Below are 14,867 nucleotides of genomic sequence, written 5' to 3'. Positions count from 1 at the left end.
GCCCGCCACCGCAGGATTTTAGTATCTTTAGGGTAACCTAAAACCGTGTAGCGGGCGTCGCCGACCGCCCGTTGCGCGTCTGTCCCAGCCAGAGAATCGGTCGGCACTCGCCGTCCCTGGAGAGGGACGTCGGCATCACTATCTGTCCTCGTCCGCGCCCGCCGTCAGTACGACGGCGACTCCTCGCGGACACCCGCCTCGTCGTTCGCCAGCCGCGCGAACACGAAGAGGGCGTCCGAGAGCCGATTCAGGTAGGAGACGGCCGTCTCGTTCACGTCGTCCTCGTGGTCCTGGAGCGCGACCGCGCGCCGCTCGGCGCGCCGGCACACCGCCCGCGCCTGATGGAGCGCCGCGCCCGCGTCGCTGCCGCCCGGGAGGATGAACGACTCCAGCGGCTCCAGCTGTTCCTCGCAGGCGTCGATCCACGCCTCGACCTGGTCTACGTGGTCCTCGCGGACCTGCGGGTCGTCCTCGTCGGGCTCCGGGTTCGCGAAGTCCGCCTGCGCGACGTGGAGGTGGTTCTGGACCTCCCGCAGGTAGTCGTCGAGGTCGTCGACGCCGGTCGGCCGGATGGCCCCCACGGCGGCGTTCAGTTCGTCGACCGTGCCGTAGGCCTCGATTCGGGGGCTCGCCTTCGACACGCGCTCCATCGTCCGGAGGTCCGTGTCGCCGTCGTCCCCGCGCTTGGTGTAGATTTTCACGCCAGCGTCGCCTCCACGTAGCCCAGGATGTTCTCGCTCTCGGCCATCGTCACGCCGCGCTCGTCGTCCACGAGCACGGGCACGCCGCGCTGGCCGCTCACGCGCTTCACTTCGTTCCGTTCGGAGTGCATCGCCTCGACCCACTCCGTCTCGTAGTCGATGCCGTGGTCGTCGAGCGCGTCCGAGACCGTCTCGCAGTACGGGCAGCCGTCGAGTGCGTACAGGGTCAGCGCCATACCCGGGGTTGGGCCGGCGCGCCCATAGGTGTTGGTCCCCACACGTTCACGTGGGTGGGCCGCGTGCGACGAGCTACCATGTTCGACACGACGTTCGCGGTCGGCGAAGTCGTCGCCGCCGAGGCGTTCCCGGAGGCCCGGAAACCCGAACTGGCGAAACTCGATATCGACCTCGACGACGGCGAGCCCGTGCAGTCCGCCGCCCAGACCGGCTACAACTACGACCCCGAGGAACTCGTCGGTCGGCAGGTGCTCTGTGCGACCGACCTCGGCACGGTGAACATCGCCGGCTACGAGTCGGAGGTGCTGACTGTCGGCGTTCCGGACGAGGACGGCAACCCCGTGCTCGTCGGCCCAGACGAGGCCGTGCCGCCGGGCGGCGAACTCTACTGACTACTGGGCGTCGCCGCGCGCCCGCTCCGTCGGCACGACCGAGTCGCCGCTGCCCGCGGGCGCGACGTACGTCAGCCGCGGCGTGGCGTCGACGGGAACGACGCCGTGGGTGGCGAGCAGCGACAGCACGCCCGACGCGCCCCCGAAGTCCCCGCGGTACCAGAAGCAGACGCGCGGCACCGCGACGACGCCGCGCTCGGGGTCGTACTCGGCGGCCTCCTGGAGGTACCGTCGCGTGAGCGAGTACAGTTCGTCGTCGACGTTCGCGGCCGTGAACGTCACCGCCATGCCGGGGACGTGGCGGGCGGTGAGCGTCGCGAAGTGGACGCGTTCGTCCAGTTCCCGGAGTCGGTGTCGTCGCAGGAAGTCCCCGGGCAGCGGGTCCGGGAGGTAGCCGAAGCCGTACTTCCAGCGGTTCGCGCGGAGGACCCCGTGTTTCACGTCGTCGGCGGTCAGCGTCTCGCCCGCGACCTCGCAGCGCGCCCGGTCGCCGCTCCGGCCGCGGTCGACGAGCGCGCCGTGGACGTTCAGCCAGAACGCGAGCGCGGCGTCCTGGTCGTCGCGCAGCACACCCAGCACGCCGTCGGTGACGTCCGCCAGCGAGTCGAAGAGGGCGTCGGCCTCACGCTCGTGGTGGGCGGCGTGGCGGAGGCGCTGTGCGGCGGCGACGAGGTCGTACGGCGACGTCGTTCTGGCGTTGGGGGCGAACACGCGCAGTCACCCCCCACCCCAGGCTGTCGTGCCGAGTGAAACCATACCACGAATTTGGGCGTCTGACTACAAACGTCTGTCGACGGACCCCAGTCAGACCCCCACAATCGGCCCCGACAGCCCGAATCCGGGCAGGTAGGCCGGGCAGAATCAGCGCGGGCGCTCGCGGTCAGTCGGCACCGGGTTCGACGACCTCGTAGCCGAGGTTGCGCTCGCGCAGCGGGTCCGTGTGTTCGGAGAGCAGGTCGGCGCTCACGACGAGGAGGACGGAGAGCCCGCGGCTGGCGGCGGCCGGCACCGCGCTGGCGGTGCCGAACCGGACGTCGGGTTCGACGCCGGCGTCCCTGACCGCGACCAGCGCTTCGACGCCCGCCGCGACGACGAGGTCGTGGGCGGCGAGGCGGTCGGCGACGGCGTCCTCGGGGAGCGCCGCGCTGCCGCCGCGCTGGACGGCCGGCGTGGAGAGCACGGTGACCTCGCCCGGGTCGTAGGCGAGCATCCCCTCGAACTCGGCGGCACCGACGTCCTGACCGGCGTCTGCGTCGGTGACTGCGACCGCGGTCGCGCTGCCGGCGTCGCCGGGCGTCGCGTGCATCACGCCGTCCCGCATGGAGAGCGAGACGCGCTCGCCTTCCTCGATGGCGGCCGTCGCGATGGCGGTGTCGACCTCGACCTCTTCGAGGACGTTCTCCGAGACGTACTCGACGAACGAACGGAGGTCGTCGGTCTGGGAGATGAGCCAGTCGACGCCCTCCTTCGTGACCTCGTAGCGGCCGCGGCCGTGCTTGCGCGCGTGGCCTTCCTCGACGAGGTCGCCGAGGTAGTCGCTGACCGCTTGCGCGGTGACGCCGATTTCGTCGGCGATCTCCTGCTGGCTGACCGCGGGCTGGCGCTCGGCGATTTCGACGAGTATCTGGTACCGGGTCGCGTTCCGCTTGCTCCGGAGGACGCCCAGTTCCCCGTTGCTCGGTGAGTCGGCCATCGCCCGCATCGAGGTGCCGCGAATTCAAGTATTTTTGTGTAACTCCTCGCGGTGGCGGCGCTGTGGCGGTTCTACCGGCAGTTTCCGAAAGTCAACTTTCCCTAGTACAACCAAAATTGTTTTGGGCGCTACTGTCGTTGTGCTCGTCGATGGCACAGACACGACTCCCACACGACGCCAAGGCCGGCCCGACCAAACCCGAGGTCCGGGCCGTCCTCCGGTCGAAGCTCTCGCTCGGCCCCGACGACCACTTCGTCGAGGTCGGGTCCTGCACGGGCGCGGTGACCGCGGAGGCCGCCCGAGACGCCGGCCGCGTCACCGCCCTCGAACGGAAAGCCGACCGGCTGGAGACCACGCGCAAGAACCTCGACGCCAACGGACTGGCAGACGCCGTCGACCTCCGGAACGCCGAAGCGCCCGACGGCCTCCCCGAGGACGCCGACGCGCTGTTCCTCGGCGGCAGCCGGAACTACGAGGGCGTCCTCGACCACGCCGTCGAGACCGGGGTCGACCGCGTCGTGATGAACGTCTCCCGGCTGGAGGTCGCCGGCGACGCCACCCGCGCGTTCCGCGAGCGCGGCCTCCTCGACGAGGTCGTGCAGCTCCAGGTGAGCCACGGCTACGAACTCGCCGGCGCGACCTCGTTCGACTCGGAGAACCCCGTCTACATGCTCGTCGGGAGCGCCACCGGCGACGACGGTGAGCCGACGGAGGCCGACCGATGACGCTCTACGGCGTCGGCCTCGGCCCCGGCGAGTCGGACCTCGTCACCGTGCGCGGGAAGCGCGTCCTCGAGGACGCCGACGTGGTGTACTCGCCCGGCCGGCTCTCGAAGTCGGTCGTCACCGACCACATCCCGGAGCGCCGCATCGGGGACCTCGACTTCCCGATGACCCGCGACCCCGAGGAACTCCGGACAGCGTGGCGCGACGCCGCCAGCGAGGTCGCGCCGCGCGCCCGTGACGGCGACGCCGCGTTCGTCACGCTCGGCGACCCGAACGTCTACTCCACGTTCGGCCACCTCCGGCGCACGCTCGACGCCTTCCACCCCGAGGTCGACGTGGAGACGGTCCCGGGAGTCAGCGCCGTCAGCGCGTTCACCACCGCGCTCGGCGTGGAGGTCGACGCCGGCGCGGGGCTCGCGCTCCGCGAGGCCTCGCAGGGCAAATCCCCGACCGGTCCCGACCGCATGGTTCTGTTCAAGGTCACGGACGCCCCGGCGACCCACGAGGGCCTCGTGGACGACGGCTACGACGTGACCTACGGCCGCCGGCTGTTCATGGAGCAGGGCGACACCACGGTCACTTCGGACCCCGAGGAGATTGCTGAGCGCGACTACTACACGCTCGCGTACGCCGAGCGCGCCGGCCTCCAGAAGGACCGGCCGACCGCGTTCGAGGACGCGCGCGGCGACGAGGTGGCCGGCGATGACTGAGGACCCACAGGACGCTATCGACGCCGCGAGCGAGCAGCGCCAGCGCGGCCGCGACCCCCGCGTCTACGACCACACTGCCGGCGACGTGCAGGACGGCATCCCGTTCGTCGGTGCCGGCCCGGGCGACCCGGGGCTGCTCACGGTGACCGGAAAAGAGCTCGTCGAGGAGGCGGACCTCGTCGTCCACGCGGGGTCGCTGGTGAACAGCGAACTCCTCGACGAGTACTGTGCCGACGCCGAGACCGTCTCTTCGGTCGGCAAGGACCTAGAGGAGCTGATTCCCCTGATGCGGGACGCCCACGAGGCCGGCGAGACGGTCGTCCGACTGCACAGCGGCGACCCGGCGGTTTACGGCGCGGCGCTGGAGCAGATGGACGCCCTCGAACGCGAGGGCGTGCCGACGTACATCGTGCCGGGCGTCACCTCGGCGTTCGCGGCCGCGGCGACGCTCAGGACGCAGTTGACGCTGAACGGCACCGCGAACCACGTCGCGTTCACGCGCCCGCAGGGCCGGACGCTCGACGCCGAGGACGACCACGTCTCGGAGTTCGTGGAGATGGGTGACGTGACGACCTGCATCTACCTCGGCACACACGCCATCCCGGACGTGATGGACCGCCTGCTCGCCGACGGCCACGACCCGGACACACCTGTCACCGTCGTCTACCACGCGTCGTGGCCGGACGAGGATGTCATCGAGGGCACGGTCGAGACCATCGGAGAGCGCGTCGAGGACGCGGGCTACCGCGCCTCCGCGCTCGTCGTAATCGGCGACGCGGGTGCCGGCGCGAACTACGAGCGCTCGTACCTCTACGGCGACTGGGCGAACCGCGGCGACACCGAGAGCGAGGCGGACGACTGACAATGAGCACGGACAACGACACCGACGACTCCGGGGGGCACTGTTCGACGCCGGACTCCGACGGCGAAGTCGCCGAAGACATCGCCATCGTGGCGTTCGAGCGGAAGATGGACACTGCCGAGGCCATCGTCGACGGCATCGGCGACCGCTACGACTCCATCGAGATTCTGGAGTACCACGGCGACGTGTTCGCCGAGCACTGGGGCGAGTACGACTGCTTCGTCGGCCTGATGGCCTCCGGCATCGCGATGCGGAAGACCGCCGGCCTGCTCGACGACAAGTGGGACGACCCGGCGGTGGTCGTCGTGGACGAGGAACTCACGTGGGCGATTCCGCTGACGGGCGGTCACCACGGCGCGAACCAGGTCGCCGACGACCTCGCCTCGATGGGGGCGGTCCCGGCGATGACGACGGCGTCGGAGGCAGCGGGCAAGCAGGGCGTCGAGGAGCGCGCGAAGGCCCTCGACACCCACGTCGTGAACGGCGACTCGACGGTCGCCACGAACCTCGCCGTCCTCGACGAGAATCTCGGACCGGTCGCTCGGCTGGACGGCCCCCGGGCCGTCCTCGTCGGCGACGACGTGACGGTGCTGAAGCGGAACAGCGAGGACGGCATCGTCCTCGGTACCGGCAGCGTCTCCGGCGCGAACAAGGCGCAGTTCCTCGACGCCTGGGAAGCCAGCCTCGAAGACACGGACTACGACCTCGGCGACGTGGAGTTCGTCGCGACTGGCACCCGGAAAGCCGAGGAAGACGGCCTGCTCGCCGCCGCCGAGGAACTCGACCTCGGCGTCGTCGCCTTCGAGAAGGAGACCCTCGAAGCTCACGAGGGCCCGACGCCCTCGCGCTCGAAGGAACTCATCGGCTGGCCCGGCATCGCGGAGGCGTCCGCCATCGCCGGCGGCCGCGACCACGACCTGCTCGTCGAGAAGGAGCGCTACGACGAGGCGGTAACGGTAGCGGTCGGAACGTAGCGCCTCAGACTGCCCAGTCGACCGTCGTCTCTGTCGACTCCTGTTCTGTCGATTCCCCGTCGGGACGACGGCTACTCCGCGGTGTCCGGCCCCAGGAGCGTGCCCACCGGTTCGCCGTCAGTCGCCGGGTCGGACTCGACTAGCGTGAGGCTGCGGCTGGCGTTCGTCCGGAGTCGACGCGAGACGGTGTCGCCTCCTCGCCATCGGGGGGCCGTAGCGCCTCAGGTCGGCCGACGACGGTCCCGGCGAGCAAGTCACCCGGAGTCTGGTTGCGTGCGGTGTTGAGCATCACAGTGCCACCGAAGACGTAGCCGACGACGAGACCGACGGGCCGGCCGGCGTTCCGGAGGACGGCCTGTCGCGTCGAGAGGGAGCTACCGTCCGTGTCAGTGACGACGAGTCCGAGCAGCCGCTTCCCGAGGGTCCGACCCCAGATGCGCTCCAGCACCGCGTGATAGCTCATAGGGACGACGTAAGCCGCTATCCCCATGACGGCGTAGCCGGCCGGTTCGAACAGCAGGTATCCGACGACGACCGCGGCGAACCACAGCACGGCCAGGATTGCGCCGTCGACGACCGCCGCGACGATTCGTCGGCGTTGGGTTCGGAGGGCGCTGAATAGGGTTCGGAGCCGTCGCCGGAATGCGGGCCCGTCGCTGGCGAGTTCGGGGAGTTCGTCGGGAGCGAACGACACCAGCGTCTCCCCGTCGTCCCGCCAGTAGGAGACGTGGACGCGGGAGACCGTGAACGCGTGGCTGGTGGCGTTTCGGGCCAGGCCTGCGAGGTGGCCTTTCCCGGTGACGAGGACGGCTTCTTCGTACGCCTCGTCGTCCGCGATTGCCGCGACCCGGTCGAGCATCACGTCGTTCCGGTGGCCGATGCCGGTTCGGACGTAGTGGCCGAATCCGACGGCCCCGACGACCAGAAGCAGGTACGATGCGGAACCGTGTAGCAGGAGCGCGGTGAATCCGAGCAGCCCGAGGACGAACAGCACGAGCGCCGAGAGTCGGTAGTCGGCTCGACGGACGAGTCCCGGAACCAGCGACGCGAGGGCGATACCGACGAACGTAACCGCGACGGCCGGGGGTTCGAACAGTGCGACCGGGAGCACGAGCAGCCAGTTCAGGAGGACGACCGTCCAGCCGGCCGAACTGGCCCCCTGAACCGGGTGCTCGTCCACTCGGTGGACCGCCAGGTTCAGGCGGTCTGCGACCCGACTCGTGGCGACGAACTCCGAGGGGAACAGGTCCCGGGTTAGGAGCACGAACAGCGGCCCCTGAACGAACAGTTGCACGAACAGCGCACCGACGACAAAGGCGGGCAGCCGAAGCGCCGCGGCGGCCCACGTCCACATGTCGGTCGGTTCGCGGGGATACTCCAGAAACAGTGCGTCGGCGTCACCGGTGAAGGAGTCCAGTTCCGCGGTGACCTTCTCGACGTCGTCCATGTGGATGACGCCGAAGAGCCCCAATCGGGTCGCCCCACTCATCTATTGTCGTTTTCACTATTTTGGCCTAGAAAAAAGCAGCGCTCCCGAGAACCATCACGGTTGTCTTAATTCAACCATAATTGTTTTACCCGAAACTGTCGTTGTGTTTCCCGATGCGTTCCAACAGATACGAGGTCGGACGACAGCGCCGGCCAATGCCGGTATGACGGGCGCGGAGCCGCCCGACGACTACGGCACACTGTACGTCGTCGGCATCGGCCCGGGGCTGCCGGGCGGGATGACCCAGCGCGCGAAAGACGTGGTCCAGACGGCGGACTGCGTGGTCGCGTCGAACCTCTACCAGGAGTTCCTGCGACGGGACGGCACGCTGCCGCCCGAGGGGTCGGACGAGCGCCCCGACCAGGAGGTCGTCCGGTCGACGATGGGGCGGCAGGTCGAACTCGCCCGGGAGGCCTTCGAGCGCGTCCGCGACGGCGAGGACGTGGCCCACGTCTCCGGCGGCGACCCGAACGTCTACGGGAAGTCCGACCTCGTCTACCTGATGGCCGAGGAGGACGGAGCCTACGACGTCCCCATCGAGATCGTGCCGGGCGTCACGGCGGCGCTCGGCGGCGCGGCGAACCTCGGCGCGCCGCTGTCCAACGACTTCTGCACCATCTCGCTGTCCGACAAGTGGCGGGGCTGGGACGAAATCGAGGAGAAGCTCCGGGCCGCCGCCATCAGCGGGTTCGTCGTCGTCCTCTACAACTGCTGGCGGGACTACGAGCGCGCCGTCGGCGTACTGCGCGAGGAGCGCGCCGACGACGTGCCCGTCGCCATCGTGAACGACGCGGGCCGCGGCGACGCCGGCCGGAACACTGACGGCGAGACGCACACCGTGACGACGCTCGGCGAGGTCGCCGACCACAGCGAGAAGGTCGGCGGCATGGGCACCTCGATTCTCGTCGGGACCCACGAGACGGAGGTATGGGAGAACGACCACCGCGAACACCTCGTCACCCCGCGCGGCGGGCGTGACGTGGAGGACTTCTGATGAGCACTGACGACACCACCACGACCGAGACGGAGGAATCGACCAGTACGTGCGGCGGCGCGAGCACGAGCGAGACGAGCAGCGAGTCGACGTGCGGCGGGTCGTCCAGTAGTTCGAGCGACTCGTCCTCGGCGTGCGGCGCGTCGTCGAGTACGGAGGAGAAAGTCGGGTCGACCGTCGACGACTTCGACGCCGAGCCCGGGCAGCTGACGGCCGTGGGCCTCGGTCCCGGCCAGCCCGAGGGGATGACCGACCGCGCGAAAGCCGCACTCGCCGACGCCGAGCACATCGTCGGGTACACGACGTACATCGACCTGCTGCCCGACGACATCACCGACGACGCCGAGGACATCTACGACACGCCGATGTGTGGTGAAGTCTCGCGCACCGAGGAGGCGATCGACCGCGCGCTCGCCGGCAACGACGTCGCCATCGTCGGGAGCGGCGACCCGAACGTGTACGCGCTGGCGGGGCTGGCGCTGGAAATCGTGGAGTCGAAGGGCGCGACCCCGTCGATGCTCGACTTCGAGGTCGTGCCGGGCGTGCCCGCGGCGCAGTCCTGCGGGGCGCGGCTGGGCGCGCCGCTCGTGAACGACTCGGTGAGCGTCTCGCTGTCGGACCACCTGACGCCGATGCCCGAAATCGAGTCGCGGCTGCACGCCGTCGCGGGCGAGGGGTTCACCATCGCCATCTACAATCCGTGGAGCCGGAAGCGTCGGGAGAACTTCGAGACGGCCTGCGAGATTCTGCGCGAGCACCGCGACGACGACACGCCCGTGGGCATCGTCCACGGCGCGGGCCGCGAGGACGAGGAAGTCGAAATCACGACGCTCGGCGAACTCGAATCGTACGGCGAGACCGACCTCGTGGACATGACAACCACAGTCGTCGTCGGCAACGAGGACACGTACGTCTTCGACGACCGGATGGTCACGCCGCGGGGCTACGAGACGAAGTACGACTACTGATGTACCGGGTGACTATCGACCGCGACGCCTGCGACGGCGTGTTCGCGTGTCTGACCCGGGATTCGCGGTTCGTCGAGGACGACGACGGCCTCGCGACCTTCGACACGGACGAAGGCAGCGTCGAACAGACCGACGAGACCGTCGTCGGGACGTTCGACGACGAGCGCGTCGCGGACGCCGAGGACGCCGCCGCGGCGTGCCCGCTCGACGCCATCACCGTCGAAGCCGTGGAGGGGAAGCGATGAGCGCCGACGCGCCGCGGGTCGAGGTGCCGGACTCGGCGCTCGCCGCACACCCCGAGACCGCGTACTTCTGGGGCTGCGTCGCCGGCTCGGGAGACCTCACCGAGTCCTGCGTGCGCGTGGAGACGACCGACGAGGCGGCGGCCGAGCGGCTGGCGGCCGTCGCGGGCGGCGCGCAGACCGAGACCGACCACCGGGTCCGGGAGCGCGAGTACGCCCACGACACCTCGATTACGCGCCGCGAAGACGAGTACACTGTTCAGGTGTTCGGCGGCCTCGCCGAGCGCGCGGCGGCCGCGTTCGGCCTCCCCATCGACGGGGCGGCTGGCGGCTACCGGCTGGACGCCTTCGAGGGACACGAGCGCCAGCTGCTGCGCGGGCTCGTCGAGTCCTGCGGGACGGTCTGCTTCAAGTCGTCGTCGGGCACCGTCGGCCTCTCGTTCGTCCACGAGGACCGCGCGCTCTTGGAGACGGTCCAGTCGCTGCTCGACGACGCGCCGCCCGACGCGCCGCGCGGCGACCTCTCGGACGCGTCCTCGGGGTACTACTTCAGCGTCGAGGACGACGCCGTGCCGGAACTCGGCGCGTGGCTCTACGAGGGCAGTACGGACTCGGGACTGTTCGCGCCGTCGCGCCGCCGGAAGCTCCGCCGGAGCCTCGAACAGGCCGAGGACGTGGACGCCACGCTGGAGGGCGCGGAGTCGTGAGCCGCACGGACAGTCCGACCGGGAGCCTGAACGACGAGGCGGTGTTGCTGGTCGGCCACGGCTCCCGCCGCGAGGCGTCGAACGAGCAGGTGCGCACGCTTGCCGCCGACCTCGAAGGACGGCTCGGCGTGCCAGTCGACGCCGGCTTCCTCGAACTCGCGGAGCCGTCGATTCCGGACGCCATCGACGCGCTCGCGCCCGCCGTCTCCAGCATCTCGGTCGTCCACCTGTCGCTGTTCGCCGCCAGCCACGTGAAGAACGACGTGCCCGCGGCGCTCCAGCGTGCCCGCAGCGAGCACCCGGACGTGGCCTTCGAGAACGGCGCGCATCTCGGCGTCCACCCCGCCATCGTCGACCTGCTAGACGACCGCGCAGCGAGCGTCGAGGCCGACCTCGGCGTCGACCGCGAGCGCGACGACGTGGCGGTCGTGCTGTGCGCGCGAGGCTCCAGCGACCCGGACGCGAACGCCGACGTGCACAAGCTCGCCCGGCTGCTGTACGAGGGCCGCGAGTTCTCCCGGGTCGACGCGACGTTCATCGGCGTGACCGAGCCGACACTCGACGACACGCTCCACGACGTGGCGAAACACCGGCCGGACGCCGTCGTCGTCGTGCCGTACATGCTCGGCGACGGCGTGCTCACGGGCCGCATCCGCGACGGGACCGACGACTTCGACGCCGACTACCCGTACGTCGACGCCGCCTGCGGCGACCCGCTTGGCACGGACTCGCGGCTGCTGGACGTGCTCGCGGACCGCTGGCAGGAAGCCCGGACGGGGAGCGTCGAGATGTCCTGTGACACCTGCAAGTACAAGGTGGAACTCGACGGCTACGAGGAGGACGTGGGTGGCGCGAAGGCAATGCTGCGCGCCCTCAACCACCAGGAAGCCCACGAGGACCGCGAGAACGTCGCCGACGACCCGCACGCCCACGACGCGCCCGACCGCCACGTCGCCGTCTGCACGAACCAGACGTGTGCCGCCGACGGCGCGCCCGCCGTCCTCGAACGCCTCCGGCAGGCAGCCCGGGACGCCGAGGACGGCAGCCTCCGGGTCACGCGCACCTCGTGTCTCGGGCAGTGCGGCGACGGCCCGAACGTCGCCGTCTACCCGGACGGCGTCTGGTACCAGCGCGTCGACCCCGAGGACGCCGACCGAATCGTCTCGTCGCACGTCGACCGCGACCGCATCGTCTCCGACCTCGACTCACAGCTACTATGACCTGCCACGAACTCGAAGCGCTGCGACTCGGCCTGATGAACGTCCTCGGCACCAGCGACCGGAGCGCCCGCGAGCACGCCGAGAAGGAACTGGACGGCGAACTGGACGGCCCCATCGAGGGGCTGGCGGAAGCGGACTCGCTGTCCGACCTCCAGCGGCACCTCGACGCCGCGCTCGTCGACCTCGAAGAGCAGGTCGCCGCAGCCGACGAGGCCGACCCCGAGTACGACTACCTCCGTGGGCGGCTGGTCGCGGTTCGGGACGCCGAGCGGTCGCTCGCCCGGGTCGTCGACCACGGCACGGGATTCCTCGACGACCTCGGCGAGACCCACCACTCGCTGCACGATGCCTTCCCGGCAGACGAGTAGCACGGTCGCCGACCTCGGCGACGTGCAGCCGAGCGGCTCCCGGCAGCTCGGCCGCCGGTCGAGTGTCTGTCTCACCGACGACGGCGTCGTCGCCGGCCTCGCGGACGGCACCGTCGCGGCGTTCGACGACGACCTTCGTGAGGTGTGGCGCGACGAGGGCGACGACGCGGACGACCGCGGCAGCGTGGTCGCCCTTGCCCCGTTCGCAGACGGCGTCCTCGCCGGCGAGCGCGGCGCGGCCGGCGAGATTCGGCTGCACGACCGCGACACCGGCGACGTGCGGTGGCGGTACCGGACCGCCGACGACGTCGGCAGCCCGCAGAAACGCACCCGGTTCTACCTGCCGTTCGTCGTCGACATCGCTGTGCCCGACGGCGGCGAGCGCGCGTTCGTCGCCGCGCGCCGCTACGAGCGCGGCCCCGACGGCGGCCGGTGCTTCCGGAGTGTCGTGGCCGCTCTCGACCCCGACGGCAGCGTCGCGTGGCGGCATGCGGCCGACGCCTCCCCCATCAGCCTCGCCGCCGACGGCGGGGACCGACTCGCCGTCGCGTACAACCGCTGCCCCGGCGACTGGGACGCCGGCCTCGTCGTTCTCGACCCCGCGACTGGCGCGGAACGGCGGCGCTGGGACCCGCCGGGAGACGGCGACCGGCGCGTCGGCGACGTGGCCCTCGCGCCCGGGCGCGTGGTCGCCGCCAGCCACGCCGACTACCGCGGGTACTGCCTCGACGGCGACGGCGTCCGGTGGGCCGTCGACCTCGGCCGGCCGGTCGAGCGCGGCGACGAGACGGTGTACGCGTACCCGAATCACGTCCACGCGACTGGCGAGGGCGTCGTCTTCGTCACGGGGAACACGTACCCGGACGGTGACGGCCGCGAGACGGACGCGCGCCACCCGAACGAACACGCCGTGGTCGGCGTGACACCGGACGGCGACCACTCGTTCACCGGCGACGCGGGCGGGTTCGCACACGAGATTGCGACCGACGGCGCGCACGTCGCGGTCCCGGTCGCCCAGCACTTCCGCGACCGGGACGCCGACCGGCACGGCGTGTGCGTCGCGCACGTCGTCGACGGCCTGCGGACGCGACAGTCGCTGGGCGGCGTCGGGACGGCGGCGGCGCTGACCGGCGACCGGTGTGTCGCAGTCGAGGAGCCGGTCGCGTACCACGACGCCGAGGCGTCCCGGGGGGCGTACCGCCTCCACCAGTGGCCGCGGTAGCGCGGCCGCACTGCTGGTCGTCTGCAGTCCCGTGGAGAATCGTTTTGTCCTGCCGTTCGCCGACTGGTGCCCGGCAGTCAGTCCTCGGCTGCCACGCCGTCCCCGAGGTCGCCCGCGTCGGCACCGAACAGGTCTTCGAGCAGCGCGGGCACGTCCGCCGGCGTCACGTCCGAGTACCACTCGCCGCGCGGATGGACGGCCACCGCCGTCCCGTCGGCGCTGCACAGCGCCAGACAGGAGGTCTCCGCGAGCTGGACCTCCGACCAGAGGACGCCGCGGTCGCGGAGCCACTCCGCGACGGCGTCGTAGACGGCCTGTCCGTCCGCACCCGCGCAGGCGGCGTGCTCGCTATCGCGGGCGTGGGTGCAGACCAGCACGTGGTCGGTGCGGCCGGACGCCCGAACCTCGGAGGTTCGGCGCTGCATTTCAGTCGGCCGACGCGAGCGCGTCGTCGGTGAGCGCGTCGTGTTCGACCGGGTCGTCGACTCGGCCGACCAGCCACGCGTGGGTGGCGGCGAGGACGAACCAGAGCGCGACCTGACCGAACACCGTCGTCCAGCGGAACGCCGTCGTGAGCGTGGCCGGCACCGGGCTGGCTGCGACGGCGGGCGGGGTGAGGACGCCGGCGGCCGGGAGCACGGCGACCGCGACGGCACCGAGGGCGGCGGCTCGCGCCCAGCGCCGGTCGCGGGCGGCTGTGTACGCCCGCCAGGCGAGCGCGCACGCGAGCGCGCCCAGCGCCATCATGCCGACGTAGATGCCGAGCCGAACGTCGGTCGCGAGCGCGGCCTCGACGCCCGGTGGCTGTGGGGGGAGCGCGACCCACGGCGCGCCAGAGACGGTGACGAAGCCCGCTGCGCCGAGCAGGAGGCTGCGCGCGCCAGCGCCGTCGGGCAGCGCCGGTTCGAGGACGTAGTGCGCCAGTCCGAACACGACCACACCGAGCACCACCCCGAAGAGGACGCCGCCGGCGACGCTCGTGACGGACGCGACTGCGGCGGAGACGGCGGGCTCGCCGCCGTGGTGGTGCTCGTGGGTCTCCGCCAGCCGAATCAGGGGGGTGCCGACGAGCCAGACGAACAGCCCGTGGACCAGGCCGCCGGCGACACCGGCGAGCGCGCCCCGTTCGAGGGAGGTCGAGAGCATCGAGTCAGTGGCAAGTGATGCCGGCTGCGTGCCGGAAGTTGTGCATGCTGTCGTGGAGCATCGGCGTCTGGGCGAACAGGAGAACGGCACCCAGGAGCACCGCGAGCGTCAGCCCGAGGAGCTGTGTACGCGTCGGCTCGAAGCGAGTGATGCGACCGTGGACGGTGTCTGTTCCGACACTCATTGTAAACTACGGTTGCGTATAATCAAAGTCTGG

The 14,867-nt window shown here is 70.7% G+C and carries 20 protein-coding genes; 12 read left to right on the top strand and 8 right to left on the bottom strand.

What is annotated here, in order from left to right; all coding sequences use genetic code 11:
* Nucleotides 1–164 precede the first annotated feature (164 nt).
* The gene (locus BMW35_RS13450; RefSeq protein WP_089670055.1) at nt 165–701 is read right to left on the bottom strand and encodes a cob(I)yrinic acid a,c-diamide adenosyltransferase; all 537 of its coding nucleotides are present in this window, start codon (nt 699–701) and stop codon (nt 165–167) included.
* Nucleotides 698–937: a glutaredoxin family protein gene (locus tag BMW35_RS13445; RefSeq protein ID WP_089670054.1), complete on the bottom strand. Its 240-nt coding sequence runs from the start codon at nt 935–937 to the stop codon at nt 698–700. The genes BMW35_RS13450 and BMW35_RS13445 overlap by 4 nt, the downstream gene beginning before the upstream one ends.
* A gap of 78 nt (nt 938–1,015) precedes the next feature.
* Here BMW35_RS13445 and BMW35_RS13440 point away from each other — a divergent pair, with 78 nt between their 5' ends.
* A complete protein-coding gene (locus BMW35_RS13440) occupies nt 1,016–1,330 on the top strand; it encodes a tRNA-binding protein (protein ID WP_089670053.1) in 315 nt (104 codons plus the stop codon).
* Here the strand turns inward: BMW35_RS13440 and BMW35_RS13435 are convergent, their stop codons facing one another.
* Both BMW35_RS13435 and BMW35_RS13430 read right to left on the bottom strand, forming a co-directional pair.
* Nucleotides 1,331–2,041, bottom strand: coding sequence for a DUF547 domain-containing protein (locus BMW35_RS13435; protein ID WP_089670052.1), 711 nt, complete (start codon nt 2,039–2,041; stop codon nt 1,331–1,333). It abuts the gene before it with no gap.
* A gap of 169 nt (nt 2,042–2,210) precedes the next feature.
* Entirely contained in the window at nt 2,211–3,023 is an 813-nt protein-coding gene (locus BMW35_RS13430) for a DUF7839 domain-containing protein (RefSeq protein WP_089670051.1), read from the bottom strand.
* Nucleotides 3,024–3,172: 149 nt separating this feature from the next.
* Here BMW35_RS13430 and cbiT point away from each other — a divergent pair, with 149 nt between their 5' ends.
* Genes cbiT through cbiG form a run of 4 tightly spaced genes read left to right on the top strand, consistent with a single transcriptional unit; the run spans nt 3,173 to nt 6,294 of the window.
* Nucleotides 3,173–3,748 (top strand): precorrin-6Y C5,15-methyltransferase (decarboxylating) subunit CbiT, encoded by a 576-nt coding sequence (gene cbiT / locus BMW35_RS13425; protein ID WP_089670050.1) that lies wholly within the window; start codon nt 3,173–3,175, stop codon nt 3,746–3,748.
* Nucleotides 3,745–4,458, top strand: a complete 714-nt coding sequence (locus BMW35_RS13420) for a cobalt-factor II C(20)-methyltransferase (protein WP_089670049.1) — start codon at nt 3,745–3,747, stop codon at nt 4,456–4,458. The genes cbiT and BMW35_RS13420 overlap by 4 nt, the downstream gene beginning before the upstream one ends.
* Nucleotides 4,451–5,320, top strand: coding sequence for a cobalt-precorrin-4/precorrin-4 C(11)-methyltransferase (locus BMW35_RS13415; RefSeq protein ID WP_089670048.1), 870 nt, complete (start codon nt 4,451–4,453; stop codon nt 5,318–5,320). Before BMW35_RS13420 ends, BMW35_RS13415 begins: the two co-directional genes overlap by 8 nt.
* 2 nt (nt 5,321–5,322) lie before the next feature.
* On the top strand, nt 5,323–6,294 hold the full coding sequence (gene cbiG, locus BMW35_RS13410; RefSeq protein WP_089670047.1) for a cobalt-precorrin 5A hydrolase: 972 nt from the start codon (nt 5,323–5,325) through the stop codon (nt 6,292–6,294).
* A 139-nt stretch (nt 6,295–6,433) separates the two neighbouring features.
* Here cbiG and BMW35_RS13405 read toward each other — a convergent pair whose 3' ends face one another.
* Nucleotides 6,434–7,783 (bottom strand): RDD family protein, encoded by a 1,350-nt coding sequence (locus BMW35_RS13405; RefSeq protein ID WP_089670046.1) that lies wholly within the window; start codon nt 7,781–7,783, stop codon nt 6,434–6,436.
* A 163-nt stretch (nt 7,784–7,946) separates the two neighbouring features.
* Between BMW35_RS13405 and BMW35_RS13400 the strand changes: the two genes are divergently transcribed.
* From BMW35_RS13400 to BMW35_RS13370, 7 genes are read left to right on the top strand one after another with little or no spacing between them, the layout of a single operon-like run.
* Entirely contained in the window at nt 7,947–8,777 is an 831-nt protein-coding gene (locus BMW35_RS13400) for a precorrin-3B C(17)-methyltransferase (protein ID WP_089670045.1), read from the top strand.
* Entirely contained in the window at nt 8,777–9,745 is a 969-nt protein-coding gene (gene cobJ / locus BMW35_RS13395) for a precorrin-3B C(17)-methyltransferase (RefSeq protein WP_089670044.1), read from the top strand. The genes BMW35_RS13400 and cobJ overlap by 1 nt, the downstream gene beginning before the upstream one ends.
* The gene (locus BMW35_RS13390) at nt 9,745–9,990 is read left to right on the top strand and encodes a ferredoxin (RefSeq protein ID WP_089670043.1); all 246 of its coding nucleotides are present in this window, start codon (nt 9,745–9,747) and stop codon (nt 9,988–9,990) included. The genes cobJ and BMW35_RS13390 overlap by 1 nt, the downstream gene beginning before the upstream one ends.
* The gene (locus BMW35_RS13385; RefSeq protein ID WP_089670042.1) at nt 9,987–10,694 is read left to right on the top strand and encodes a cobalamin biosynthesis protein; all 708 of its coding nucleotides are present in this window, start codon (nt 9,987–9,989) and stop codon (nt 10,692–10,694) included. The genes BMW35_RS13390 and BMW35_RS13385 overlap by 4 nt, the downstream gene beginning before the upstream one ends.
* Nucleotides 10,691–11,914: a CbiX/SirB N-terminal domain-containing protein gene (locus BMW35_RS13380; protein WP_089670041.1), complete on the top strand. Its 1,224-nt coding sequence runs from the start codon at nt 10,691–10,693 to the stop codon at nt 11,912–11,914. Before BMW35_RS13385 ends, BMW35_RS13380 begins: the two co-directional genes overlap by 4 nt.
* The gene (locus BMW35_RS13375; protein WP_089670040.1) at nt 11,911–12,282 is read left to right on the top strand and encodes a DUF3209 family protein; all 372 of its coding nucleotides are present in this window, start codon (nt 11,911–11,913) and stop codon (nt 12,280–12,282) included. The genes BMW35_RS13380 and BMW35_RS13375 overlap by 4 nt, the downstream gene beginning before the upstream one ends.
* The gene (locus BMW35_RS13370; RefSeq protein ID WP_089670039.1) at nt 12,260–13,504 is read left to right on the top strand and encodes a PQQ-binding-like beta-propeller repeat protein; all 1,245 of its coding nucleotides are present in this window, start codon (nt 12,260–12,262) and stop codon (nt 13,502–13,504) included. Before BMW35_RS13375 ends, BMW35_RS13370 begins: the two co-directional genes overlap by 23 nt.
* A gap of 77 nt (nt 13,505–13,581) precedes the next feature.
* Here the strand turns inward: BMW35_RS13370 and BMW35_RS13365 are convergent, their stop codons facing one another.
* Genes BMW35_RS13365 through BMW35_RS13355 form a run of 3 tightly spaced genes read right to left on the bottom strand, consistent with a single transcriptional unit; the run spans nt 13,582 to nt 14,834 of the window.
* A complete protein-coding gene (locus tag BMW35_RS13365; protein WP_089670038.1) occupies nt 13,582–13,929 on the bottom strand; it encodes a (2Fe-2S) ferredoxin domain-containing protein in 348 nt (115 codons plus the stop codon).
* A gap of 1 nt (nt 13,930) precedes the next feature.
* Nucleotides 13,931–14,650, bottom strand: coding sequence for a CbtA family protein (locus tag BMW35_RS13360; RefSeq protein WP_089670037.1), 720 nt, complete (start codon nt 14,648–14,650; stop codon nt 13,931–13,933).
* Nucleotides 14,651–14,654: 4 nt separating this feature from the next.
* Nucleotides 14,655–14,834 carry a CbtB domain-containing protein gene (locus tag BMW35_RS13355; protein WP_089670036.1) on the bottom strand — a complete coding sequence of 60 codons (180 nt, stop codon included), beginning with the start codon at nt 14,832–14,834 and terminating at the stop codon, nt 14,655–14,657.
* Between the last annotated feature and the right edge of the window lie 33 nt (nt 14,835–14,867).

Origin of the sequence: Halobacterium jilantaiense (genome assembly GCF_900110535.1) — an archaeon.
Lineage (GTDB): Archaea > Halobacteriota > Halobacteria > Halobacteriales > Halobacteriaceae > Halobacterium > Halobacterium jilantaiense.
This window is presented reverse-complemented; position numbering and strand designations above follow the sequence as displayed.